Genomic DNA, 23,959 nt, shown 5'->3' on the forward strand with positions numbered 1-23,959 from the left:
ATAATTAATTTTTCAGATGCTCCGCTACCATGGTTTGAAGCCTTGCCTTTTCCTCGTCATTGATAATGTAATACCAAACCTTATTAATCGTTTGTCCGCTTCCTATTATCTCGGTTGAGTCCACTTTCTTCCGCGCATCTTTATAATTCTTCTGGATATCCTTCATTTCATCAAAAGTCATGTTTGTTTTTACGTTATCACCGAGAATCTCCAGGATATTATCAAACTTTGTAATGGATGACGCAGAAGCCCCTTTGTTAATGATAGCAGAAATAACTTGCCGCTGCCTGTCATTTCGGCCGCGGTCACCTTTGGGATCCTCGTAACGCATTCGTGAATATTCAAGTGCCTGTTTACCATCAAGGTGCTGCTCACCTTCAGGGAATGTATGTCCTCCATATTTAAACGCGAAGGGATTATTTACCGTTACTCCCCCGACGGCATCAACAATATCACGGAATGACTCCATATTGACCTTCATATAGTAATCTACTTTCACATCAAGAAAGTTCTCCACTGTATCCATTGCCATCTGTGTCCCGCCAAAAGCATAAGCATGGTTCACTTTATCTTCAATTCCCTTGCCTACAATCTCCATTCGCGTATCACGAGGAATGTTGAACATGAGCATGCTTTCTTGTTTTGGATTCACTGTAATGAGAATCATCGTATCTGAACGTCCTTTATCACCTTTTCGTTCATCAACACCGAGAAGGAGGATAGAGATGGGTCTTTTCTTTTCCCCTGTTAATTCTGGCTTTGGCTGATCAATTTTTACGGTTTCTTGCATCTCGTTGACTGCACTTTTTGTGGAACTGTATAAATAGTACACATACCCTCCAACGCCTGCGAGCAATAAACCGAGTACTGCCCCTATTATAATGATAATACGCTTCATAACGTCAACTCCATCTGCAGAATTAAGGTTTTTTAGATTGTAAACTATTGAATGCCATTTGATTGTACGGTGTAAAGAACGACAGAACAACAAATTTTAGAAAAAATAGAAATAATAGTTCTTTCATCATAACAAATAAATTGATATATAATGACAAAAAGTGACAAAAATACTATAAACTTATTTTTGGATATAACCGATAATAGAAATATCTCAAAACAATTAGACAAGTGAAAAAATAAAATAAGGATTAAAATTTGAAAGGAGTATATTAATGGCCAACTTTCTAACACCAGAAGAAATATTCCGTAAGAAAAAGCGTAACAAAGGATTACTTTACGTTGCATTATTCCTAGGAGTCATACTTCTCAGCAGCGGTGCTACCTTCCTTTTAGGAGCTTTGTAATAAATACAAAGAAGACTGAAGATCCATTGAGGATTCAATGAATCTTGCAGTCTTTTTTTCATGGAGATATGTTCTAGGTTAGTTATTGAACTTGACAATTTCCACGTATTTACTTTTCTTTCGTGAACTCGTACAATAAAAAAGGACTTTTGGCTTATTCATTGTGATTTAAGACAGTTCTTGTCATATTTTTGTAAAATTTGACGAATGATTTTCTATTTTAAGATATAATATGTAAAATCCTGTGCTATAATAACTTTTTGTAATCAAAGAATCGGAGGCTTTTATGGAAGAAACCATCAGCTTAAAAGAACTGTTTGCTATTTTACGAAAGCGATTATGGCTTATTATTTCACTCACGGTTGTTGCAGCTGTAACAGCTGGTATTATCAGCTTTTATTTTTTAACCCCAATCTATCAATCTTCTACTGAACTCTTAGTCAATCAATCAAAGAATGATAAACAAATAGATTTAAACCAGGTGCAGACAAACTTGGACCTAATCAATACATACAATGTCATTATTAAAAGCCCAGCTATTTTAGGAATTGTAATCGAGCGTATGGATTTGGACTTAACCGTAGATCAGCTTAACAGTCAAATTACCGTTGGCTCAAAAGAAAACTCTCAAGTTGTCGAAGTGACAGTGGAAGATAAGGATCCGAAATTAGCGGTTGAATTATCAAACACGATTGCTGATGTATTTAGAACAGAGATTAAAGATATTATGAACGTTGACAACGTCAGTATTCTTTCAAAAGCTGAGCTCACAGAAAATCCCTCGCCTGTAAAGCCGCAGCCAATCCTTAACATTGCGATAGCGTTAGTAGTCGGATTAATGGGTGGTGTCGGACTGGCTTTCTTGATCGAATACATGGACAACACGGTCAAAACAGAGCAGGATATTGAAAAAATATTGGGTGTACCGGTGCTAGGATCGATTCTTGAGATGGAACCTGAAAAAGAGATGAAGAATAGAAGAAGTCAAAATTCTATGAAAAGAGGAGGCACCTTCGATGTTTAAGCGAAAGATTAATACAAAGCAGCGTACACTCGTAACGAGCTTAAACAGTAAATCGCCTATCTTTGAAGCGTACCGTACACTGCGCACCAACATTCAGTTCTCAAGCGTCGATCAAGACATGCGCTCCATTGTTGTTACTTCTTCTGGTCCAGGTGAAGGGAAATCTACAACGACAGCAAACCTTGCTGTCGCATTCGCACAGCAAGGCAAAAAGGTACTATTAGTAGACGGCGACTTGCGCAAACCGACAATGCAGTACACGTTTCAGGTTCAAAATATCTCAGGATTGACATCGGTTCTGTCACGCCAGTCAACCCTAGATAAAGTAGTGCAAAAGACGAATATTGATAACTTGTATCTTCTTACATCTGGGCCAATTCCGCCGAACCCATCCGAAATGCTCGGATCAAACGGTATGAAAGACCTATTAGCAGAAGCTTTACAAGAATACGAATATGTCCTTTTTGACAGTCCTCCTGTGCTTGCAGTAACTGATGCACAAATTCTTTCTAACATGACAGACGGCAACATTTTAGTCGTTAAAAGCGGACAGACAGAGCAAGAGGCAGCCGTTAGAGCAAAGGAGCTTCTTCTTGCATCTAAAGGAAAAATGCTTGGAGCTGTTCTGAACGGAAAGAGTCAAAAAGACAATACGTATTACTATTACTATTAAAATTAGCCTGGTGGGGGAAAAAAGTCACGATTCGACAATTTACCCCCATTTAGTTTGTGTTCTTTCTATGGTACGATAACGAAGAATTGTCAAATTGATACAAAAGTCCTTCGTGCTTACATACAGAACAGAAGATGAGAGAGAGAATTTTGTAGAAATAGGTAGAAGGAAGGATGAAAACATGATTGATATACACTGTCATATTCTCCCTGGAGTCGACGATGGTCCTGCGGAAATGTCTGAAGCCATCGAATTGGCTGAACATGCCGTTCAGGAAGGCATCACCACGATTATTGCCACGCCGCACCACAATTCTCGTTACAGCAACAATAAAAGCAAAATTCTTGATGAGGTTCAGCGGTTAAACAAAGCTTTAACAGATCGAAATATCCCGCTTAACGTACTGCCTGGTCAAGAGATTCGTATTATCGGCGAGTTTCTAAACGCATACGAAACAGACGAACTGCTTACCGTCAATAACGGCAATCAGTACGTACTTGTAGAATTACCCTTTAGTGAAGTACCGCATTACACTGAACAGCTGCTGTTCGATATCCAGCTAAAAGGCCTTGTGCCTGTTATCGTCCATCCAGAACGAAACACCGAGCTCATGAACAATCCTGATCGATTGTATAAGCTCGTTAAAAACGGCGCCCTTACCCAAATCACATCAGGAGCCTATGTAGGAAAACTCGGAAGAAAAGTGAAAAGCTTCTCCCGTAAAATCATCGAACACAATCTGGCTCACTTTATTGCAAGTGATGCACATGATATACATAAACGCGGCTTCTATTTGAGACAAGCTTACGAACAGATTCAAAAAGAGTTCGGGACTTCCACACGATATTATTTCGAGGAAAACGCTGAACTTCTGACCGCAGGAAAGAACGTCATGAAAGAAGTACCTGAAAAATTTAAAAAGCGCTCTTTTGCGTGGTTTAGTTAACAAAGTAAATATTCAAGAAGGAGAACTGTATATGTCTGAAGTTCTCACAATGATTGTGCCGGTGTTAGGTAAACAGCCCTTTATAATGAATAACCTTACCGCTCTCTTTAAAGAAGCAATCGAAATAGGAATAAAGGATATCGTTTTTGTTACCGATATAGAAGGTATAGCAGATACGGTGCTTTTAAATTGGGTAAATCATAAACAGCTTAATATTCATTGTATATATGATTCGTCTATCAAGCACATAGGAGAGACGGTATTATGTTGCAAGGATTATATAAAGGATGAAGCATTTGCTTTAATATTGGATAATGAGCTGCAAATTAAAACGTTGATAAACCAGCATCTAGAAACAGGAGCATCTATTATAGGCGTTCAGTCAGTTCATAACGCAAAGTCTAAAGAGTATGGGGTTATTCAACCTTCTAGTCATTTTAGTTCGCTGTATGGAATCAAAGAGATTTCAAACATAGGTTATGTTGAGAAAGAAACTACACTCATAATGACAGGACAATATATCCTTTCACCAGATATTATGCGTTACATAAAAAAATCATTAGACCGAGCATCAGCTAGCGAGCTGTTTTATCAAGCCGTTAGGTTGCTAAACGATTACCAACGTGTATTTGCTTTTGAAGCAACCGTACTGCAAAAAGAAGTACTTATATAACAAAGGAGGAAAGTAGTAGTGAGCTACGGAAAACGATTAACTTCCTTAATCTTAATAGATTCAATCATTGTACTGGTGTCCATTTACATGTCACATTTTTTCCTTAATCCATATATGACAAAAGTAGATGGAATACTAATTACTAGCTCATTGGTATTGCTGCTCAGTCATCACCTTTTCTCCCATTTGTTAAAATTCTATCGACGTGCTTGGCGTTATGCCAGTTTGGAAGAATTGGCTGGAATTATAACCATTGTAACAAGTTCTGTTATGTTGACTGTTATTACTCAGCTAACCTTTTACACAAACGTATATGAAAGAGCATTGATCATAACATGGATGATTCATGTCATGTTCATGGGAGGTGTGCGTTTTGCATGGAGATACTATGTAGGAGCAAAGCATTATCAAATGAGGAAAGCCACCCCTGGAAAGCGGACTCTAATAATAGGAGCAGGTGCTGCTGGTCGCATGTTAGCACGACAATTGAAGTCAAGTGAACAAACAGAATTGCAGCCAGTAGCATTCATTGACGACAATCCAGTACTATCTCAGTTAACAATTTCAGGTATTGATGTAGTAGGAACTATTAACGATATAGAACGAATTGTAGAAACGAAACAAGTACAGCATATTATTATCGCTATTCCTTCACTAGGTCAAAAACGATTGAATGAAATTATTACTGATGCAAAAAAACACTGTGAGCATGTTCAAATACTACCTAAAATTGAGGATTTAGTACTTGGGAATGTTTCTATTAACTCGATTAGAGATGTCTCCATAGAAGACTTGCTAGGCCGTGAACCTGTTCAGCTGGATGTAGATGGGATATCTGAAAAAATTGAAGGCCACACAGTGTTAGTTACGGGTGCTGGGGGATCAATCGGTTCTGAGATTTGCCGCCAGGTGTCTAAGTTTAATCCTTCAATCATTGTGCTTCTCGGACACGGAGAATACAGCATCTATAATATTGAAAAAGAACTAATAGCTACATATACTCACATTCAATTCCCTACTGAAATTGCAGATATCCAAGACCGGGAAAAGATGTTTGAAATCATGCAAAAATACAAACCTGCATTTGTTTATCATGCAGCCGCCCATAAACATGTACCGTTAATGGAACGTAATCCAGAAGCTGCTATTAAGAACAATATAATCGGCACTAAGAATGTGGCTGAAGCTGCAGATGCGGCTGGTGTAGATACATTTGTCATGATCTCCACCGACAAAGCGGTTAACCCGACAAACGTAATGGGAGCAACTAAACGCTTAGCGGAAATGATTGTTCAAGACCTTGATCAACGAAGCAACACAAAGTTTGTAGCGGTTCGCTTTGGTAACGTTCTAGGAAGCCGCGGAAGTGTAATTCCGCTCTTCAAAGAGCAGATTAAAAAAGGTGGTCCAGTCACAATCACTCACCCAGATATGGTTAGATATTTCATGACTATACCAGAGGCGTCACGTTTAGTGATCCAGGCAAGCTCTTTGGCATGGGGAGGCGAAATCTTTGTGCTTGATATGGGAGAATCGGTAAAAATTATAAATCTTGCAAGGAACCTTATTAAGCTATCAGGTTTTACGGAAGAAGAGATTGGTATTTCGTTTAGCGGGATAAGGCCGGGTGAGAAGATGTACGAAGAATTGCTCGGGGAGGATGAGATTCACAGTAAGCAGGTGTTCCCTAAAATCTACATCGGGAAAACAGCGCACTTATATATAGAAGAAATTAAGGATTTAATAAAAGATTTCTCCAATTTAAATAATGAAGTATTACGAAGGATATTAATCGATTTAGCTAATAATAAGGCTAATTCTAGAATCGTAGAAGTTGTTTGAAAATAAGTTGCAGGTATTAAAAAGATGCCTGCAACTATTTCATGTTTAGCAGGTTCATGAGTTTATTAACCAGCCGCTATTAAGCTCTGGCATCAATAATTTTATATTAAAGATTAGAGAGGGAATTGTATGTCAATTACACAAGTACGAAACATACCTTTTTCACCACCAGATATCTCAGAAGCTGAAATTGAAGAAGTAATTAAAACGATGAAATCGGGCTGGATAACAACTGGTCCACGAACTAAGGAATTTGAAAAGAGGATAGCTGATTTTACTGGAACTAAAAAGGCAGCATGTTTAAATTCAGCTACAGCAGCAATGGAATTAACGCTTAGAATTTTAGGAATTGGGCCCGGAGACGAAGTAATTACATCAGCATACACTTATACAGCATCGGCTTCTGTAATAGACCATGTAGGAGCAAAAATAGTGCTTGTGGATACAGCTCCTAATTCTTTTGAAATGGATTATAATCAATTAAAAAATGCGATAAATGAGAATACAAAAGCCATTATTCCTGTAGATTTAGCTGGAAAGATGTGCGACTATGACATTATTTTCAAAATCGTTGAGAGTAAGAAAAAATTATTTGTTCCAAAAAATGATTTACAAAAAAAGATTAATCGTATCGTTATAATGACGGATGCTGCACATGCCTTTGGAGCAGAACGAAAAGGGAAGAAATGTGGGCAAGCCGCTGATTTTACTTGCTTTTCTTTTCATGCGGTAAAAAATCTTACGACTGCAGAAGGTGGAGCGGTTGTATGGAATCCTGAATTAAATGTAGACGATGAATGGTTATACAAGCAATATATGCTATATAGTCTTCATGGACAATCAAAGGACGCGCTTGCAAAAACGCAAATCGGGGCTTGGGAGTATGATATTGTTTTTCCAGCTTATAAATGCAATATGACTGATTTAACAGCAGGCGTTGGACTAGTTCAATTAGAACGATATGAAGAATTAATGGAGAGAAGAAAAACCATTATAAAAAAGTATGATGAAGCATTTTTAACCATAGGATTAGATAGTTTGACACATTATGGGGAAAACTTTTCTTCATCAGGACATTTATATTTAACCAGATTACCTGGACTACAAGAGGATCAGCGAAATAAAATAATTATTCAAATGGCTGAACTCGGGATAGCTTGTAATGTCCATTACAAACCTTTACCAATGTTTACAGCTTACAAAAATCTGGGTTTTAATATGAAAGACTTTCCGAATGCATTTAATATGTATAAAAATGAGGTTACTCTTCCATTGCATACGCTATTAAGTGATGAAGATGTCGATTATATTATAAGCTGCTACCAGAATATTATTGTTAATCTTAAAAATAATATTCCTCAAAAGGAGTATTAAAATGTATAAAATGTTTATTAAAAGAATTATAGATTTAATTTTAGCTTTTATTCTATTGCCATTTTGGTTTTTATTTTTATTGATTGTTGGTCCTTGTATATACTTTCAAGATAGAGGATCAATTTTTTATATCGCCCCAAGGCTCGGGAAAAACGGGAAGAAATTCAATATGTTTAAATTTCGCACTATGTATGTAAACGCTCCTGATTTAAGAAATAATGATAGATCTACATTTAGCTCTGAAGATGATTTAAGGCTTACTAAGATAGGAAAACTTATTAGAAAAACCAGTTTAGATGAGACACCGCAGCTTTTAAATATACTAAAAGGCGATATGAGTTTTATAGGACCTAGACCTGATTTGCCTGAGGCTAAAGAAATATATAGCAACATGGAAAAGAAAAAACTAAATGTAAGGCCGGGCGTTACTGGCTATAATCAGGCTTATTATAGAAACTCTGCCACCACCAAGGAGAAATTTAGAAATGATGTGTATTATGTAGACAATATTTCTTTGGTTTTAGATTTAAAAATATTTTTTTCAACTTTAAAAAATGTTGCTTTAAGAAAAAATGTTTTTAATAACAAAACAACTTTAAATAGTCGAGGTATAGACAAGTGATAATTGGAAATAGAGTCCAACTGATTGCATTAAATGAAGAATGCTTAAGTTTAACATTAAATTGGATAAACGACCCTGACATTAGAATATTTACAGGAGCAAGATTCCCAGTCTCTATTTATGAACATGAACATTGGTTTAAAGCAAAAGCAACCGATAAATATAATAAAACATATGCAATCCAAATGATAAATTCAAAAAAAATAATAGGGTTAGTAGGGAATACTGAATATGATCCGATAAATAAAACTACTTATCCCTTTATTTATATTGGTGAAAAAGAGAACCAAGGTAAAGGGATTGGCCAAGAAGCTTTTTCTCTATTTTTAGACTTCTGTTTTAACACATTAAATGTAAGAAGAGTTTATGGATATCTTTTCGAGTATAATGCAGCCTCAAGAAATATGCTGGAAAAGTGCGGTTATACGCTTGAAGGTGTACTAAATGAACATTGGTATAAAGATGGTAAGTATCATAATGTTCTCTTAATGGGACGTGTTATAAATAAATGAAAAAAATTATGATTTTGGGCGCAAGCATATTGCAAGTCCCAGCTATAAAAAAAGCAAAAGAAATGGGATTTCAAGTAATAGCTGTAGATAAAGACATAAATGCTGTAGGTTTTGAATTTGCAGATATTAAGTTAGTGATCAGTACCATTGACACACCAAGGGTTCTAGAAGCTGCAAAAAAATATCAAATTGATAGTATTATGACGGTCGCTTCTGACCTTCCAATGAGAACTGTTGCGAAAGTAGCTCAGAAATTGTCACTAAAAAGTATTAGTATAGAAACATCAATGATCGCAACTAATAAAGGACTTATGAGAGATTGTTTAAAAGATAATTCGGTTCCCATACCATATTTTACAAGAGTGGGTGGATATGACGATTTTTTGAAATCAGTACTGTACTTTAATGGGAAAGTAATTACAAAACCGGCAGACAATTCAGGAAGTAGAGGCGTTTATTTAATAGACAATAAAAGTGATAGTAATATTGAATTTGCGTTTAATTATGCAAAGGAAAACTCCAGAAATGGTGAAATACTAATAGAAGAATTTATGGAAGGACCTGAAGTGAGCGTTGAATCCATTAGCATAGATGGCAAGGTAAATATCATTGCGATTACAGACAAACTAACAACGGGAGCACCGGGCTTTGTTGAAATGGGTCATTCTCAACCATCTATGCTAAATCGAGAGATAAAAAAAGAAATTGAAATAATAACTAGGAAAGCAATTCAAGCAATAGGACTTAATGATGGTCCTGCTCACACAGAAATTATTATTACGAATGAAGGTCCTAAAATAGTTGAGATTGGAGCAAGACTTGGTGGAGATAATATTTCTAGTCATCTAGTTCCACTATCTACTGGTATAGATATGATTAAAGCATGTATTGAGATTGCATCAGGAGAAGCACCTGTAATTAAGAAAAAACTATCTAAGGGATCAGCAATAAGATATATTAAAGCGCCAAAAGGGAAAATAAAAGAGATTCAGGGTATTAATAAGGCAACAAAAATAAATGGTGTTAACAAAGTAGTGCTACTAAAGAATGTAGGGGAATATTCCGTAAATATAGAAAGCAGCCTTGATAGAATTGGATATATAATTGCGCAGGCAAGTGATGTGGAGAAAGCAATTAAAATATGTGAGGAAGCAATTAATTCTATATTTATTTCAGTGGAAAATCAGGTGGAACATCAATGAAAGTATTATACATTGCAACTTCTTTTCCGGAACCAAACAAAGGAGCAACAATCTACACAGATTTAGCTGAAGAACTTCATAAATCAGGTCATGAAGTGGTTGTTGCAGTAACCAATCAAGAAAGCACTAGAAAAAAAACGCAAATCAAATATGAACGAGGGTTTGAAGTGTTACGAATTAATGTTGGTAATTACTTTGATGTCGGTTTTATACAAAAAGGAATTACGACATTAAGAATACCAGCATTAATGAAAAGAGGAATTTCTAGATTTTTAAAGAATCGAACATTCGATTTTATTTTATTTGAAGCCCCTCCAGTGACAAATGGTAAGCTAGTTAATTGGGCGAAAAGAATGTTTAAATGCCCTGCTTATTTAATGTTAAAAGATATTTTCCCGCAAAATGCTATTGATCTAGGGATTATAAAAAAAGGGAGCCTTTTGGAGAAGTATTTTAACATTAAAGAACATCAACTTTTCAAAACAGCTGATTATATAGGATGTATGTCAGTAGCTAATAAAAATTTTATTATTGACAATAATGTTTGGTTAAACAAAGATAAAATCGAGTTGTTTCCAAATACTAAAAAAATTAAATCAATACAAACGATGAAACCCAATATAAGAAAAGATTTAAATATACCTGAAGAGGCATGTGTCTTTCTTTTTGGTGGTAACATGGGAAAACCACAATATATTGATCTGCATTGTCATGCTGTTCTACAATGCAAAAATCAAAAAAATATCTTTTTTCTGTTCGTGGGCAGAGGAACTGATAGATATAAATTAGAAGAAACAATAAAAGAACATAACATATCTAATGCGTTAGTTATTGAAAATCTACCAAGAGATCAATATGAAGATATTATGCAGTCAAGTGATGTAGGTTTAATAACTTTAGATCCCAGATTTACTATTCCAAATTATCCTTCACGCATACTATCTTATATGGAATATGCTAAACCTATACTTGCTGCAACAGACAAAGTCACAGACCTGAAAAATTTGCTGGAAGAAGTAGATTGCGGTGGATGGGTTTGGTCAGGAGATAAAGAAGGTTTTGTGAGAAAAATCAAAGAAATGGCAAATAATTCACATATCTACAAACAAGGATTAAATGGTCGGGAATATATTGAAAACCACTTTAATGTAAGGAAGTCTGTAGAAATTTTAGAAAATCACTTCAATTAAAAGAGGAGTAAAAATGTTTAATAACAAAACACTACTAATAACCGGTGGAACAGGTTCGTTTGGCAATGCAGTTATGGAACGATTTTTAGACTCTGATATTAAAGAAATTCGAATTTTTTCTCGGGATGAAAAAAAGCAAGATGATATGAGGAAAAAATATAGAAACAATAAGTTGAAATTCTATATTGGAGATGTGCGAGATCTTGCCAGTGTAAAGAATGCAATGCATGGAGTGGACTATATATTCCATGCAGCAGCTTTAAAGCAAGTTCCTTCATGCGAGTTTTTTCCCATGGAAGCAGTGAAAACAAACGTAATTGGTACAGACAATGTACTTACTGCAGCTATAGAATATGGAATAAAAAAGGTGATTTGCCTTTCTACGGATAAGGCTGCCTATCCAATTAATGCTATGGGTATCTCTAAAGCAATGATGGAAAAAGTTTTTGTAGCAAAATCAAAAACGGTAGATCCAGAAAGAACTCATATTTGCGGAACACGTTATGGAAATGTTATGGCATCTCGTGGCTCCGTGATCCCTTTATTTATAGACCAAATTAAAAAGGGTGAACCTTTGACTGTAACTGATCCAAATATGACAAGGTTTTTGATGAGCTTGGAAGAAGCAGTTGAGTTAGTTGTATTCGCCTTCCAAAATGCTATTGCTGGAGATGTTATGGTTCAGAAAGCACCAGCTTGTACAATCGGTGATCTTGCTAAGGCTTTAAAAGAACTATTCAATGCTGATAACGAAATTAAAGTAATTGGCACGAGACATGGTGAAAAACTTTATGAAACTCTTCTAACAAGGGAAGAACATATTGTTGCCGAAGATTTTGGTGGATTTTACAGAGTGCCAGCAGACCAACGTGATTTAAACTATGATAAGTACTTTGCTGAAGGTGATCGTGAGCTCTCTACAGAGGATGAATACAATTCACATAATACAATTCAACTAAATGTAGAGCAAATCAAGAAAAAACTTCTCGAGCTTGAATATGTACGCAATGAAATTAAAGGCTGGGTTTATTCGTGAAACTAATAATTACTGGCGCAAATGGTTTTATTGCTAAGAATCTTATTACTGAATTAAGAAATCGCGGTTATAACGATTTGTTCGAATATACCAGAAAAACTAGCTTAGCAGACCTTGATGAGTATTGCAAAAAAGCTGATTTTGTATTCCATCTGGCTGCAGTAAACCGTCCTAAAGATCAATCAGAATTTATGGATGGTAATTACGGTTTTACTTCTCAATTGATAGAACTGTTAAAAAAACATAACAACAATTGTCCTATCTTAGTATCTTCTTCTACACAAGCCGCATTGGACAACCCTTATGGGATAAGCAAAAAAGCAGGCGAAGATATTATTTTTAAATATGGCAAGGAAACGGGAGCTAAGGTTTTAGTTTACCGTTTCCCAAATGTGTTTGGCAAATGGTGCAGACCAAATTATAATAGCGCAATAGCGACATTCTGCCATAACATCTCTCGTGACTTGCCTATTAAAGTTAACGCTTCAAGTGTAGTGATGAACTTAGTTTATATTGATGATGTAGTAGAAGAGCTAATTAACGCTCTCAATGGAAATGAAAATAATAAAGGGCATTTATGTGAGGTACCAGTGGTTCACACGGCAACTTTAGGCGAGATTGTTGAAAAAATAAAGTCGTTTAAAATAAGTCGTGAGGAACGAACGATTCCAAACATGTCTGATCAATTGACTAAAAAGCTGTACAGTACGTACCTCAGTTACTTGCCTGAAAAACAATTTAGTTATGATTTGAAAATGAATGAAGACCATAGAGGTTCATTTACGGAATTTATAAAAACGCCAGACCGCGGACAGGTTTCCATTAACATTTCTAAGCCAGGAATAACAAAAGGGAACCACTGGCATCACACTAAGAATGAAAAGTTTTTAGTGGTAAGTGGTGAGGGAGTTATCCGTTTTAGAAGGATAGATTCGGAAGATGTGATTGAATACTATGTAAGTGGTCAACAGCTGCAAGTATTAGATATACCGACAGGCTTTACACATAATATAGAAAATATTGGCAACACCGATATGGTAACGGTCATGTGGGCAAATGAACATTTTGATCCTAATAGACCAGACACCTATTTCCTGGAGGTTTAAATGAAAAAGTTAAAAGTTATGACAGTTGTTGGTACGCGTCCAGAAATTATTCGACTGTCAGCTGTTATTAATAAGTTTGAAGAGTCAGATGCTATTGATCACGTTCTCGTACATACAGGACAAAACTATGATTATGAATTAAACGAAGTGTTTTTTGAAGATTTCAACTTAAAAAAACCTGATTACTTTTTGAATGCAGCCACCGGCACTGCTATTGAAACAGTTGGAAATATACTAATCAAAATTGATCCAATACTAGAAGAAGTAAAACCTGATGCGTTCTTAGTCCTTGGAGATACAAACAGTTGCCTGTGTGCCATTGCAGCAAAGAGAAGGCAGATTCCAATTTTTCATATGGAAGCGGGTAATCGTTGTTTTGATCAAAGGGTACCTGAAGAAACAAACCGTAAGATTGTAGATCACATTGCGGATATCAATTTGACATACAGTGATATTGCAAGAGAATACTTATTAAGAGAAGGCCTTCCAGCGGATCGGATTATTAAGACCGGAAGCCCTATGTATGAAGTTCTTAATTCAAGAAAAGAAGACATTGAAAATTCTGAAATTCTTGAAAGGTTAGAACTTGAAAAAGGAAAATATTTTGTAGTATCTGCCCATCGAGATGAAAATATTAGTTCAGAAACTAACTTTTTGGATTTAGTGGACAGCTTAAATGCAATAGCTGAAAAGTATCAACTGCCGGTCATTGTAAGTACCCATCCAAGAACTCAAAAAATGATTGAAGCGAAAGGAGTTAGTTTCAATTATTTAGTAAGAACTTTAAAGCCTTTAGGTTTTAATGATTATGTGAAGTTGCAGACTAAAGCTAAAGCAGTTCTTAGTGACAGTGGGACTATTAGTGAAGAATCTTCAATCCTTGGTTTAAAAGGATTAAATATACGACAAGCACATGAAAGACCAGAAGCAATGGAAGAAACTGCAGTAATGATGGTCGGGTTAAAAAAAGATCGAATTATACAAGGTTTATCAATTTTAGATATGCAAGAATCAACAACCTTACAAAAAGTTAGTGATTACCACAAACCAAATGTATCAGAAAAAGTATTGAGAATCCTATTATCTTATACTGATTATACAAAAAGGATTGTATGGGGAGAAAAGTAAGTGAAAAAAATAGCAATCTTAAGTGCTGTAAATATTAAACACATGTCTTTAATATCTTTATACACTGAAAAGTTAATTAAGGATAAAATCACTTTTGATATTATCTATATGGATAAATACGGTGAGGAAGAAGAGTTTTCTGGAAATGAAAAATATGTTTTTAAAAATATTATAAATTCCAAAGATACTAAATTAAAAAAGATTATAAAGTATTTTCGTTTTAAAAAGTTTGCAATTAATATTATAGAGAAAAACAATTATGACTTTATAATAGTATGGAATGATATTGCTATTTTTATGTTTGCGACCTACTTAGCTAAGTATTGGAAGGGTAAGTATTGTTTAAATGTACGTGATTATTGCGGACAAAAAAACCCATTTATATTTAAAAGGTTTAAACATGTAATTAGTAATTCTGCTTTTACTACAATTTCTTCAGATGGCTATAGATCCTTTCTGCCGAGTTATAATTATTTGCAGGTTCATAGTTTAAACAAGGAAATTTTATCGAAAATAAAACCTAGGGAATTATTTCAAAAAGATATACCTATTAGAATAAGTTTTGTAGGAAACATTAGATTTATGGACATAAATAAAAAGATATTAGATGTATTTAAGAATGATAAAAGATTTAAAGTTCAGTTCTATGGAACTAATGCAAATATATTAAAAAAATATGCACAAGAAAATGATATAAAAAACACTGATTTTCATGATTCTTTTCAAATTGCTCAAACATCTCAATTTATTCAGAATACCGACTTGGTAAATAATCTTTATGGCAATGAAAATGTAGGTTTAGACTATGCATTATCAATAAAATTATATCATGGAATATATTACAGAACTCCAATTTTAGTATTTGCTAAAACACATATGGAAAAAATCATTTCAAAATATAATATTGGCTACGTAGTTAGTGATATTGATATTGATTTACCAAATCGAATTTATAATTGGTATCAATCCTTAGACTTTATTAAATTTAATGAAAGCTGTGAAAAGCTTTTAAATGAAATTGAGGAAAATAATTTAGAATTTGAAAATTATTATAGGCGATATATCGCACCTGAGTTTTAAAAAGGATGTATAACTTGTGTAGTTTTTTAGTGTTAAATTCCATTATATATTTAATGGTTTTGCTTAACCTGGATATAAGAATTCACTCAAAATATAAAGGTATAGAGGCTATGCATGATTAAAATATTGCTTAATTTAACTATTTTCATTTCTACGATAAGTAGCATAATAATAAATTTGTCTTCTGTTACACAAATAGATTCAGGTTACAATTATTTATGGGTTCAACCCCTATTTTTCATTTTAATTTATTCTTTTATTTTATATCCTATATCAAGACGTAATTATTACAAAATAACGGTTTATTCTTTTATCCTATTGGCGTGGATTAGATTTGTATTAGTACCCTTAGGATCTGGGTTAACAGGTGTATATAATGGAGTTCCATATATATTTGTAGGATCAAGTTCTATTCAGAAATCAATATTTTTAATGGTATATGAATTAGTTATAGCAAGTTTGTTTCTTTACATTCTAGTACGAAATAAACGAGGTAGTATAACTGAGTTGAAAAAACTAACCCTTAAAGGGAATAAATATGTTTATGCGTTATTAATATTAATTTCTATATCTTTATACGTGATATACGGAAGGAACTCAAATGTAATTCAATTCTTCGTTTTATCAGCAAATATGGGCGATAGACATGGGGATATAGATTCTACCTTTCTTATACTGATTAGACAAATAATAATTACCGGAATTATTTACATTTTTGTTTGGTTCGTTATGAAATGTAAAGAAAAGAATGAAATAACCGGAAAAAGTATTTATGTAAACTATGCAATTTTAGCTGCGATTTTAAACGTTGGTGTTATAGTTGGGGAAAGAAGAACTGTTCAACTCTATACTGCTCTTATCACTACGTTTATTCTTGTGTATGTCTTTAATAATTATAAAAAAAGGATAATCAGTACTATTGCTATTTCGGCAATGACTATACTCTTTTTTATGAGTGTATATAAACACTTTTCTGCTTATGCATACGACTCATATATAACGGCTATTGAAGGCAACGAAATGGATTTGGAATTTTTAACGATAACATTCCAGTCTTATTTTTTTAGTATTCAGAATGTGGCTGTAGCTATAGAAATGAAAAATCATTTAGATATAAATATAACTAATATGATATATGATTTTGCGCGCTCAATTTTCGGACTCAATGTACTTCTGAAAGATAAAATGGTTATTACATCTCAATTGTTTAATAGTTATATATATGGTCAAACCGTAAGCACAGGACATATTATTTCTGGAATCGGTTATGGATATATATATTTAGGAAGTTTATTAGCACCTTTCATTGTTTGTATTAATATATTATGTTCTATTAAATTAGAGCATTGGTTTAATAATACAGATTCGATTGAATTAAAATATATTGTTGGGTACATTTTAGTCAGATTTACTACAAATTTATTTGCTACTACCCCATCCTTAGTTAGTTTAGCCACAATAATGTTTTTTACTACAGGATTGGTTTATTATTTTGCATTGACTTTAAAAAAACCAACATATAATTTTAAGAAAGAAATCTTACTAAAATAAAGGAGTATTTATGCTAAAACGCATGGTCTATTCTAAAATCATTCTTTTTTTGTGTAAACTTTTCTTTGGATTAATATATGAAAAAAAACACATGAAAGGAAAGTACTTTGAAGAAAAGAGAATGGGTTGGTATTGGGCTTTAGTGGGGCTCCCAAGAAAGGTAATTGGAACTCACAGAAAAATACCTTGGCCTGTAGGGAAAAATACAATAATATCAAGAGCCGAAAATATAGATTTTGATCCTGACAGTATAAATGTTTTCCAATCACCAGGTAGTTACTTCCAATGCCATGATGGCAAAATATTTATAGGTAAGAATGTTCATATAGCACCAAACTGTGGGATTATCACTACTAATCATAAAAATGATAATCCTGACCTCCATGAACCAGGAAAAGATATCATTATTGGGGATAATTGTTGGATCGGTATGAATTCAGTAATATTACCTGGTGTTAAACTAGGTAATAACACAATTGTTGGAGCAGGATCAGTAGTAACAAAAAGTTTTCCTGACGGTTATGTAGTTATTGGAGGAACACCAGCAAAAAAAATAAAATTAATAGAAGCTAGAGCCTAAGAAAGTTGAATGTTTAATTATGGACAAAAAAAAAACTAACACTTTTACAAGGTCAATATTGATCCTTTTTTCAGGATCAATTTTGGCTCAAATAATAGTCCTAGCTACTTCCCCTATTTTAACAAGGTTATTTACAGTTGAGGAAATAGGAATATACACATTCGTATTATCTTTTTGTTCTATTTTCATGGCTGTAATAAATGGAAGGTACGACGTTCCTATTGTAACTGAAGAAAGGGAAGAATATGTCTTTCCTCTAATAAAACTAGCTTTAATAATTGCGTTGTTTTTAAGTATAGTTGTTACTTTAATTTATGCAATTTACATTACATGGATTTCACCAATGTATAAAGAATATATTTACACTATTGTTATTGTTTATCTATTGCTAGTTTCTTATGGGGTATTAAATATATTAACAGCATATAATAACAGAAAAAAAGATTACAAAATTATAACAGCAGTCTATGTTGTAAGAACTTTTTTTCAGAATTTTGGAGCTGTAGGATTAGGTTTTTTCAAGCTAGGAGTAGTAGGTTTATTGCTGCCTTATACAGTAGGACAATTAATGGGAATAAGGAGGCAAGGGAAGCCTTTATTTGCACATTACAAAAGCATCTTAGGTTCATCGAAAAAGAATATTATGTATGTTTTGAAAAAACATTCCAAACAACCTTTATATTCTGCTCCAGCCATTTTGGCTAATAGTTTATCATATTCTTCAATTGTTATATTTATTGATATTTTATACAACATGTCCACTGTCGGTTATTATTCAATTTCAGTAAGAATACTGGGATTGCCATTAGCTTTAATAAGTGGGAATGTTGCAAAAGTTTTTTTGGAAGAAGCCTCAAGAGAATTTAACGCTACTAACCAATTTTATAAGTCCTTAAAAAAAACAGTTGTTTTTCAATTTTCCTTAGCAATTCCAATGGTAGCTTTTATGATGCTTTTTTCCCCGTGGCTTTTCGGTCTTTTTTTTGGCGAGCAATGGAAAGTAGCAGGTGAGTATGTAGTTTATCTAGCTCCAATGTTTGGAATAAGATTTATAGTATCTGCAATTTCTCCAGGACTAGTAATTGCAAATAAGCAACAATTAGAATTACTTATGCAATTTATTTTTATAGTCGCTTCAACTATATCTTTCCTCCTTGCACATACTCTTCATTTTTCAATAGAGGAATTTTTAATCAGTATTTCAATTGCTTTTTCAATAGCTTATTTATTGTTTTTTATTGCAGTATTTAGATACTCAAAAACAAATATGAAAATATAAATTGTGAGGAATCTTTAAATGACTACTATTAATGTTATTGGATTAGGGTATATTGGCTTGCCGACTTCACTGATTTTAGCGAAAGCTGGATTAAAGGTAGTAGGCACAGACTACAATAAGGAATTAGTTAATATATTAAAAAAAGGAGAAATTCCTTTTGAAGAAAAAGGAATAGAAAACTTATTTAATGATGCTATTAAAAATAAAATAGAGTTTTCTACTAACTATTACAAAACAAACATGTACATTTTAGCTGTTCCTACGCCTTATTTAAGTGAAAACAAAAAACTGGATCCCACTTACGTGATTACTGCAGTTAATAATGTGTTAGATGTTTGTGAAAAAGACTCTATAATTATAATTGAATCAACTATCTCTCCTGGGACAATAGATAAATATATCCGACCGGTAATTGAGGATAGAGGATTACAACTAGGCGTTAATATCCACTTAGTTCATGCTCCAGAGAGAATTATTCCAGGAAATATGATTTTTGAGCTAGAACATAATTCTAGAACAATAGGTGTAGATAATCAAAATATAGGCGAAAAAGTTAAATCAATTTATTCTACCTTCTGTAAAGGCGAAATAGTTATTACAGATATACGCTCGGCTGAAATGTCTAAAGTTATTGAAAATACATACAGAGACATAAATATAGCATTTGCCAATGAACTTGCAAAAATTTGTCGACACGATAATATGGATGTTTATGAGATTATTAATATAGCCAATAAACATCCACGAGTAAATATATTACAACCAGGTCCCGGAGTGGGGGGGCACTGTATTTCTGTAGATCCTTGGTTTTTGGTTGGAGATTATCCAGATTTAACGAACCTTATTCTTACAGCACGTAAAATAAACGATTCTATGCCAAGACATGTTCTAAGACGAATTAGAGATATAATGAGAGAACATAATATCGGAGATATTTCAAAAGTTGGGCTTTACGGTTTAGCATATAAAGAAAATGTAGACGATACACGTGAAAGTCCTACCCTGCAATTATTGGAGCGTATGGATGAGCATCTTGCTTCCGGAGTTAAAGTTTTCGATCCTTTCGTGAAAGAACGAATTGTTGACCATCAATTTATGAACTTTGATGATTTTCTAAATGAAATTGAGATTTTAGTCATAATGGTTGGCCATGATCACATTAAACAATCTTTTAAGAAAATAAATAAAAAACTGGTGTTGGATACAAAAAACATTTGTGACTTTGAGGAAGCCTATAAATTATAATTTTGAGTTGTGGATTAAGGTATGTGTTCTGGGATGGTTAAATGGTTCCGTGACGATTGGGCATAAGACAAAAGGGGATATTAATAATAGGCGTTGCGGGAGAGCTGAAATTCCCTTGTTACTTCTGTTAAAGATGATTTAGGAAACTCTGAGCTAATAGATCACATTTACTTACTATTCAATAGATGCCGTCTTGCATTCGCTGCTTAAGAACCTTATATTTTTATCCACTGCTGCAATTTACGGTATTCCTAAAACAACACCGATAGCGGAAGAGACACCTGTGTCAACGATTAATCCATACGGCCGATCTAAATTGATGGTCGAGCAGATGCTTAGTGATTTCCACACTGCATATGGCTTGAACTATGTTGCTCTTCGTTACTTTAACGCTTGTGGCGCGTATGAAACAGGTGAGATTGGGGAAGATCATACGCCTGAATCTCACCTGTTTCCAATTGTCATTCAGCATCTACTTGTTCAGTGTGAGTCTATTTCTGTTTTCGGAAGGGACTACAATACCTCGGACGGAACGTGTATCCGTGACTACATCCAATGTAACTGATCTCGCAAAAGCGCATGTGATGTCACTGGAAAGCTTATTAAACGGAAAAAATACCAACGCCATTTATAACCTTGGTAGTGGCAGAGGGTATTCAGTTAAAGAGATTATTGAAACATGCGAACGTGTAACAGGAATAAAAAGCAAATATTGTTGAAACAGAAAGACGAGAAGGAGATCCAGGTTTCCGTGCTTCATTCTTAATGTTTCGTAGTTATTAAAAAACAAGTTACAGAAACACTATTTATGGATACAAAGAATGTAAGGACTATTTTATAATTCTTAATTTGGTGTTGTAATTAACATTATCTTATCTCTATCTGTTTTTTCTACTAAATCTTTGAGTGTACATTCATCGCAAATGGGCATAGAGTTATGCATTTTTAAAATCTCCCAGTCTGAACTATGTAATCGTGTTCCGCACTTTAAGCAACTTATAGGTTTCTTCATATTATCATTTCTCCCGTTTTTAATTTAACTGTAAGCTAATGTGTGAGAAAATGGTAGATTTAGGTGATTATAGAGAGAGAAGGTTTGTAATCTAATCTAAAGATAGGTAGTACATGCTCCTAATTACTTGTTCTCTATAAGTTATAAACCCTTAAAACAACTTAATTCAATACATAGAAAACCACCTTACTGCATCTGCATAGTAAGGTGGTTTTCAACTCTAGGGAGTGCGGGGACGGTTCTCGCCCTTCGTTTAACAATTACTCTGTGCAGGAGTAGTTCTGTATTTTAGAGACAGTGTATGGAAGAGGAAGCATTAGAACCCGTTCCTATGCTTTTTTTCTAATCTTTATTTAATATTTGATATTCGTCTTTAGAGAATTTTTTCTCAGCATAATCTTCTCCCCATTTACAAAGTGTTTTAAACAGTGGTTCAAGGGATTGGCCAAGTTCTGTTGTTGAATATTCAACTTTTGGAGGCACTTGATTGTACATTTTTCTATGAACTAGTCCATCAGATTCTAATTCTCGAAGTGTTTGAATGAGCATTTTTTGAGAAATATTATGCACCAATTTTTTTAATTCCCCTGTGCGTTTAGGGCCTTGCAGCAAATAGTAAAGTATTAAACCTTTCCATTTCCCTCCAGTCACTTCCAAAAAAATCTCCATGTTACAATAATATGTTTTCATTGTAAAACAACCCCCTGTTTTCAATTATCACTTTTAGGTTACTATATCACGAAAAAGTGTGTACTTGTAGAAAAGGTATTTTTAAATCATACTAACACTTGTTCGCGAACACGAACAGTTGCATGGCTTAAATTGTTATTGCTGTTCAATAAAATTTTATTAGTTTAATAGTGATAAGAAATTCGAGATTGGATACACAATCAAGAAACTCAGGGAGGAAAACATGATGAGTTTACATTCATCTGAACAAGGAAGTTTAAACCCAAAACAAAAGTATTTGGTTTTTACTTTGTTTCTATTAACTTTCACTGTAGGAACGAGTGAGTTTATTATAATTGGGCTGCTAAATAATATTGCAGACTCTTTAAATTACTCCATTTCTAATATAGGTATTTTAGTAACAGCCTTTGCTGTTGCTTTTGCGATAGGTACACCTATTTTAACTGCAGCACTTAGCAGGTTTTCGAAATATCCAATACTATTAATCGTTATGTTGATATTTATTGCGGGGAATATTGGGAGTGCTTTATCTGATAATTTTACGATGCTCCTATTATCCCGAATACTTACAGCCATTGTAACGGGTGTTTTAATTGCTATGGCAATGACAGTCGCCAGCATAAAAATTCCATCAGAAAAAGTAGGAAAGGCCATTTCCATTATATTTTCTGGGTTTACTGTTGCCGCAGTTTTAGGAGTACCTATTGGAACGTATATCGGAGAAAATAACGGCTGGAAAATGACTTTTTGGTCTGTGGCCATTTTAGGGATAATCTTATTAGTAATAAGCATTTACACGATTCCTAAAGATCTAAAAGGTAATAAAGGTACTTTAAAACAATTTATAAGGTTCATTGTCCATCGACAGGTGTTATTAAGTGCTTTGATACCCGCTTTAAGTATCGGTGCCACATATGCGGTTTACACCTTTCTTACTCCATTATTAGAGCAAGCTATTGGGGTGCCTGCTAAGTATATAAGTGTTGTTTTGTTATTGTTTGGAGTTGTATCTATATTTAGTAATTTGGTTGGTGGAACCATTGCAGCTAAAAATGGGGTCAGTAAGTTGAGGTTTATCTTTATTGTACAAGCCATTGTGTTAGGGTCTCTCTATTTCACTTCACATCATTTAATAGTAGGATTGCTCAATATTGGATTCATGTCACTGCTCATGTATATTCAAGGATCTTCATTACAAATGTACTTTGTACAAATAGCGGACCGTTACTTTTCATCAGCAAAAGATTTGGCATCATCATTAACTCCCATTTCACTAAATATCGGAATTGCGCTCGGATCAGTAATAGGAAGCTGGGCGACGAATTCAATTGGTTTAATTCACGTCACATGGGTAGGGGCCTTAATTGCAGTAGCTGCCTCAATCGTCACATTTATCAGCATTCGTTTTAATAATTAATTTAAAAAGGTTTTTAACAAACTATAATAAGGATGTGTCCCAAATTGTCCAACCAAATCGTACTAAATATACGCTTCAAAATTAAACCTGGTCAAAAAGAAACATTTCGTTCTAACTTGTTTGAGCTGATAGAACAATTTAAAGAAGTTCCGGAATTTATCCATGCCATTGTTTCTGAAGATATTGATAATCCCAACGATCTGCACATTTATGAAGTTTGGAAAGGCACACGGGAAAGCTGGATTGAACATGAGCTTCCAAAGCCGTATCGCAAAGAGTATGAGAAAACGCTCGGCAGCATGATTGAAGACCGTATCGTCAGCTGGCATAAGCCCATTGGAGAATGGGGCGGGAATTTGATGGGTTGAGATGGAAATTTTTGAAGCTCGGGGGAGGGTTCTCGCGTTTCTTTTTTCTATTATGTTCCTGTAAGTGATTTTCACCTAACATGATCATCTAAAATTGTTAATTGC

Annotated in this window: 23 protein-coding genes and 1 pseudogene; 22 read left to right on the forward strand and 2 right to left on the reverse strand. The window is 34.1% G+C overall.

Annotated features, from left to right (window positions below; genetic code table 11):
- Nucleotides 1-4: 4 nt before the first annotated feature.
- On the reverse strand, nt 5-898 hold the full coding sequence (locus CGZ90_RS13095; RefSeq protein ID WP_094252946.1) for an LCP family glycopolymer transferase: 894 nt from the start codon (nt 896-898) through the stop codon (nt 5-7).
- A 274-nt stretch (nt 899-1,172) separates the two neighbouring features.
- Here CGZ90_RS13095 and CGZ90_RS21220 point away from each other — a divergent pair, with 274 nt between their 5' ends.
- The 20 genes and pseudogenes from CGZ90_RS21220 to CGZ90_RS13190 form a co-directional block, all read left to right on the forward strand.
- Nucleotides 1,173-1,304, forward strand: coding sequence for a hypothetical protein (locus CGZ90_RS21220; RefSeq protein ID WP_276206766.1), 132 nt, complete (start codon nt 1,173-1,175; stop codon nt 1,302-1,304).
- 286 nt (nt 1,305-1,590) lie between these two features.
- Nucleotides 1,591-2,328 (forward strand): YveK family protein, encoded by a 738-nt coding sequence (locus CGZ90_RS13100; RefSeq protein ID WP_094252947.1) that lies wholly within the window; start codon nt 1,591-1,593, stop codon nt 2,326-2,328.
- Nucleotides 2,321-3,001, forward strand: a complete 681-nt coding sequence (locus CGZ90_RS13105; protein WP_094252948.1) for a CpsD/CapB family tyrosine-protein kinase — start codon at nt 2,321-2,323, stop codon at nt 2,999-3,001. The genes CGZ90_RS13100 and CGZ90_RS13105 overlap by 8 nt, the downstream gene beginning before the upstream one ends.
- Before the next feature lie 181 nt (nt 3,002-3,182).
- Nucleotides 3,183-3,947: a tyrosine-protein phosphatase gene (locus CGZ90_RS13110; RefSeq protein WP_094252949.1), complete on the forward strand. Its 765-nt coding sequence runs from the start codon at nt 3,183-3,185 to the stop codon at nt 3,945-3,947.
- Nucleotides 3,948-3,978: 31 nt separating this feature from the next.
- Nucleotides 3,979-4,620, forward strand: coding sequence for a sugar phosphate nucleotidyltransferase (locus CGZ90_RS13115; protein ID WP_094252950.1), 642 nt, complete (start codon nt 3,979-3,981; stop codon nt 4,618-4,620).
- An 18-nt stretch (nt 4,621-4,638) separates the two neighbouring features.
- Nucleotides 4,639-6,462: a polysaccharide biosynthesis protein gene (locus tag CGZ90_RS13120; protein WP_094252951.1), complete on the forward strand. Its 1,824-nt coding sequence runs from the start codon at nt 4,639-4,641 to the stop codon at nt 6,460-6,462.
- Nucleotides 6,463-6,591: 129 nt separating this feature from the next.
- A complete protein-coding gene (locus CGZ90_RS13125) occupies nt 6,592-7,836 on the forward strand; it encodes a DegT/DnrJ/EryC1/StrS family aminotransferase (RefSeq protein ID WP_094252952.1) in 1,245 nt (414 codons plus the stop codon).
- A gap of 1 nt (nt 7,837) precedes the next feature.
- Complete coding sequence (locus CGZ90_RS13130) at nt 7,838-8,458, forward strand: sugar transferase (RefSeq protein WP_094252953.1); 621 nt, start codon at nt 7,838-7,840, stop codon at nt 8,456-8,458.
- A complete protein-coding gene (locus CGZ90_RS13135; protein WP_094252954.1) occupies nt 8,455-8,970 on the forward strand; it encodes a GNAT family N-acetyltransferase in 516 nt (171 codons plus the stop codon). Before CGZ90_RS13130 ends, CGZ90_RS13135 begins: the two co-directional genes overlap by 4 nt.
- A complete protein-coding gene (locus CGZ90_RS13140; RefSeq protein ID WP_205727397.1) occupies nt 8,967-10,172 on the forward strand; it encodes an ATP-grasp domain-containing protein in 1,206 nt (401 codons plus the stop codon). The genes CGZ90_RS13135 and CGZ90_RS13140 overlap by 4 nt, the downstream gene beginning before the upstream one ends.
- On the forward strand, nt 10,169-11,362 hold the full coding sequence (locus CGZ90_RS13145) for a glycosyltransferase family 4 protein (RefSeq protein ID WP_094252955.1): 1,194 nt from the start codon (nt 10,169-10,171) through the stop codon (nt 11,360-11,362). Before CGZ90_RS13140 ends, CGZ90_RS13145 begins: the two co-directional genes overlap by 4 nt.
- 13 nt (nt 11,363-11,375) lie before the next feature.
- Complete coding sequence (locus tag CGZ90_RS13150; protein ID WP_094252956.1) at nt 11,376-12,398, forward strand: nucleoside-diphosphate sugar epimerase/dehydratase; 1,023 nt, start codon at nt 11,376-11,378, stop codon at nt 12,396-12,398.
- A complete protein-coding gene (locus tag CGZ90_RS13155) occupies nt 12,395-13,504 on the forward strand; it encodes a capsular polysaccharide biosynthesis protein CapF (protein ID WP_094252957.1) in 1,110 nt (369 codons plus the stop codon). The genes CGZ90_RS13150 and CGZ90_RS13155 overlap by 4 nt, the downstream gene beginning before the upstream one ends.
- Complete coding sequence (wecB, locus tag CGZ90_RS13160) at nt 13,505-14,632, forward strand: non-hydrolyzing UDP-N-acetylglucosamine 2-epimerase (protein WP_094252958.1); 1,128 nt, start codon at nt 13,505-13,507, stop codon at nt 14,630-14,632. It abuts the gene before it with no gap.
- Nucleotides 14,633-15,712, forward strand: a complete 1,080-nt coding sequence (locus tag CGZ90_RS13165) for a glycosyltransferase family protein (RefSeq protein ID WP_094252959.1) — start codon at nt 14,633-14,635, stop codon at nt 15,710-15,712.
- Nucleotides 15,713-15,826: 114 nt separating this feature from the next.
- Entirely contained in the window at nt 15,827-17,263 is a 1,437-nt protein-coding gene (locus CGZ90_RS13170; RefSeq protein ID WP_094252960.1) for a hypothetical protein, read from the forward strand.
- A gap of 10 nt (nt 17,264-17,273) precedes the next feature.
- Complete coding sequence (locus tag CGZ90_RS13175; protein WP_094252961.1) at nt 17,274-17,843, forward strand: acyltransferase; 570 nt, start codon at nt 17,274-17,276, stop codon at nt 17,841-17,843.
- Between the two features lie 19 nt (nt 17,844-17,862).
- Complete coding sequence (locus CGZ90_RS13180; RefSeq protein WP_094252962.1) at nt 17,863-19,122, forward strand: lipopolysaccharide biosynthesis protein; 1,260 nt, start codon at nt 17,863-17,865, stop codon at nt 19,120-19,122.
- A gap of 18 nt (nt 19,123-19,140) precedes the next feature.
- Nucleotides 19,141-20,367 (forward strand): nucleotide sugar dehydrogenase, encoded by a 1,227-nt coding sequence (locus CGZ90_RS13185; RefSeq protein ID WP_094252963.1) that lies wholly within the window; start codon nt 19,141-19,143, stop codon nt 20,365-20,367.
- 208 nt (nt 20,368-20,575) lie between these two features.
- A pseudogene (locus CGZ90_RS13190) lies at nt 20,576-21,111 on the forward strand (NAD-dependent epimerase/dehydratase family protein); the annotation flags it as partial.
- 610 nt (nt 21,112-21,721) lie between these two features.
- Here CGZ90_RS13190 and CGZ90_RS13195 read toward each other — a convergent pair.
- Complete coding sequence (locus CGZ90_RS13195; protein WP_094252964.1) at nt 21,722-22,069, reverse strand: winged helix-turn-helix transcriptional regulator; 348 nt, start codon at nt 22,067-22,069, stop codon at nt 21,722-21,724.
- Nucleotides 22,070-22,292: 223 nt separating this feature from the next.
- On the opposite strand from CGZ90_RS13195, the gene CGZ90_RS13200 reads away from it, so the two are divergent.
- Together CGZ90_RS13200 and CGZ90_RS13205 are read left to right on the forward strand one after the other, a co-directional pair.
- Entirely contained in the window at nt 22,293-23,486 is a 1,194-nt protein-coding gene (locus CGZ90_RS13200; RefSeq protein ID WP_094252965.1) for an MFS transporter, read from the forward strand.
- A 44-nt stretch (nt 23,487-23,530) separates the two neighbouring features.
- Nucleotides 23,531-23,854 carry a putative quinol monooxygenase gene (locus tag CGZ90_RS13205; protein WP_240515432.1) on the forward strand — a complete coding sequence of 108 codons (324 nt, stop codon included), beginning with the start codon at nt 23,531-23,533 and terminating at the stop codon, nt 23,852-23,854.
- Nucleotides 23,855-23,959 lie beyond the last annotated feature (105 nt).

The sequence above is a fragment of the Fictibacillus aquaticus genome, assembly GCF_002245695.1.
In the GTDB taxonomy this organism is placed as follows: domain Bacteria; phylum Bacillota; class Bacilli; order Bacillales; family Fictibacillaceae; genus Fictibacillus; species Fictibacillus aquaticus.

Excerpts from the sequence above, each read along its gene's own strand:
- CGZ90_RS13140 (WP_205727397.1), top strand. The coding sequence starts at position 8,967 with ATGAAAAAAATTATGATTTTGGGCGCAAGCATATTGCAAGTCCCAGCT.
- CGZ90_RS13110 (WP_094252949.1), top strand. The coding sequence starts at position 3,183 with ATGATTGATATACACTGTCATATTCTCCCTGGAGTCGACGATGGTCCT.
- CGZ90_RS13170 (WP_094252960.1), top strand. The coding sequence starts at position 15,827 with ATGATTAAAATATTGCTTAATTTAACTATTTTCATTTCTACGATAAGT.
- CGZ90_RS13185 (WP_094252963.1), top strand. The coding sequence starts at position 19,141 with ATGACTACTATTAATGTTATTGGATTAGGGTATATTGGCTTGCCGACT.
- CGZ90_RS13115 (WP_094252950.1), top strand. The coding sequence starts at position 3,979 with ATGTCTGAAGTTCTCACAATGATTGTGCCGGTGTTAGGTAAACAGCCC.
- CGZ90_RS13175 (WP_094252961.1), top strand. The coding sequence starts at position 17,274 with ATGCTAAAACGCATGGTCTATTCTAAAATCATTCTTTTTTTGTGTAAA.
- CGZ90_RS21220 (WP_276206766.1), top strand. The coding sequence starts at position 1,173 with ATGGCCAACTTTCTAACACCAGAAGAAATATTCCGTAAGAAAAAGCGT.
- CGZ90_RS13125 (WP_094252952.1), top strand. The coding sequence starts at position 6,592 with ATGTCAATTACACAAGTACGAAACATACCTTTTTCACCACCAGATATC.
- CGZ90_RS13145 (WP_094252955.1), top strand. The coding sequence starts at position 10,169 with ATGAAAGTATTATACATTGCAACTTCTTTTCCGGAACCAAACAAAGGA.
- wecB (WP_094252958.1), top strand. The coding sequence starts at position 13,505 with ATGAAAAAGTTAAAAGTTATGACAGTTGTTGGTACGCGTCCAGAAATT.
- CGZ90_RS13105 (WP_094252948.1), top strand. The coding sequence starts at position 2,321 with ATGTTTAAGCGAAAGATTAATACAAAGCAGCGTACACTCGTAACGAGC.
- CGZ90_RS13195 (WP_094252964.1), bottom strand. The coding sequence starts at position 22,069 with ATGAAAACATATTATTGTAACATGGAGATTTTTTTGGAAGTGACTGGA.
- CGZ90_RS13200 (WP_094252965.1), top strand. The coding sequence starts at position 22,293 with ATGATGAGTTTACATTCATCTGAACAAGGAAGTTTAAACCCAAAACAA.
- CGZ90_RS13150 (WP_094252956.1), top strand. The coding sequence starts at position 11,376 with ATGTTTAATAACAAAACACTACTAATAACCGGTGGAACAGGTTCGTTT.
- CGZ90_RS13095 (WP_094252946.1), bottom strand. The coding sequence starts at position 898 with ATGAAGCGTATTATCATTATAATAGGGGCAGTACTCGGTTTATTGCTC.
- CGZ90_RS13180 (WP_094252962.1), top strand. The coding sequence starts at position 17,863 with ATGGACAAAAAAAAAACTAACACTTTTACAAGGTCAATATTGATCCTT.
- CGZ90_RS13100 (WP_094252947.1), top strand. The coding sequence starts at position 1,591 with ATGGAAGAAACCATCAGCTTAAAAGAACTGTTTGCTATTTTACGAAAG.
- CGZ90_RS13130 (WP_094252953.1), top strand. The coding sequence starts at position 7,838 with ATGTATAAAATGTTTATTAAAAGAATTATAGATTTAATTTTAGCTTTT.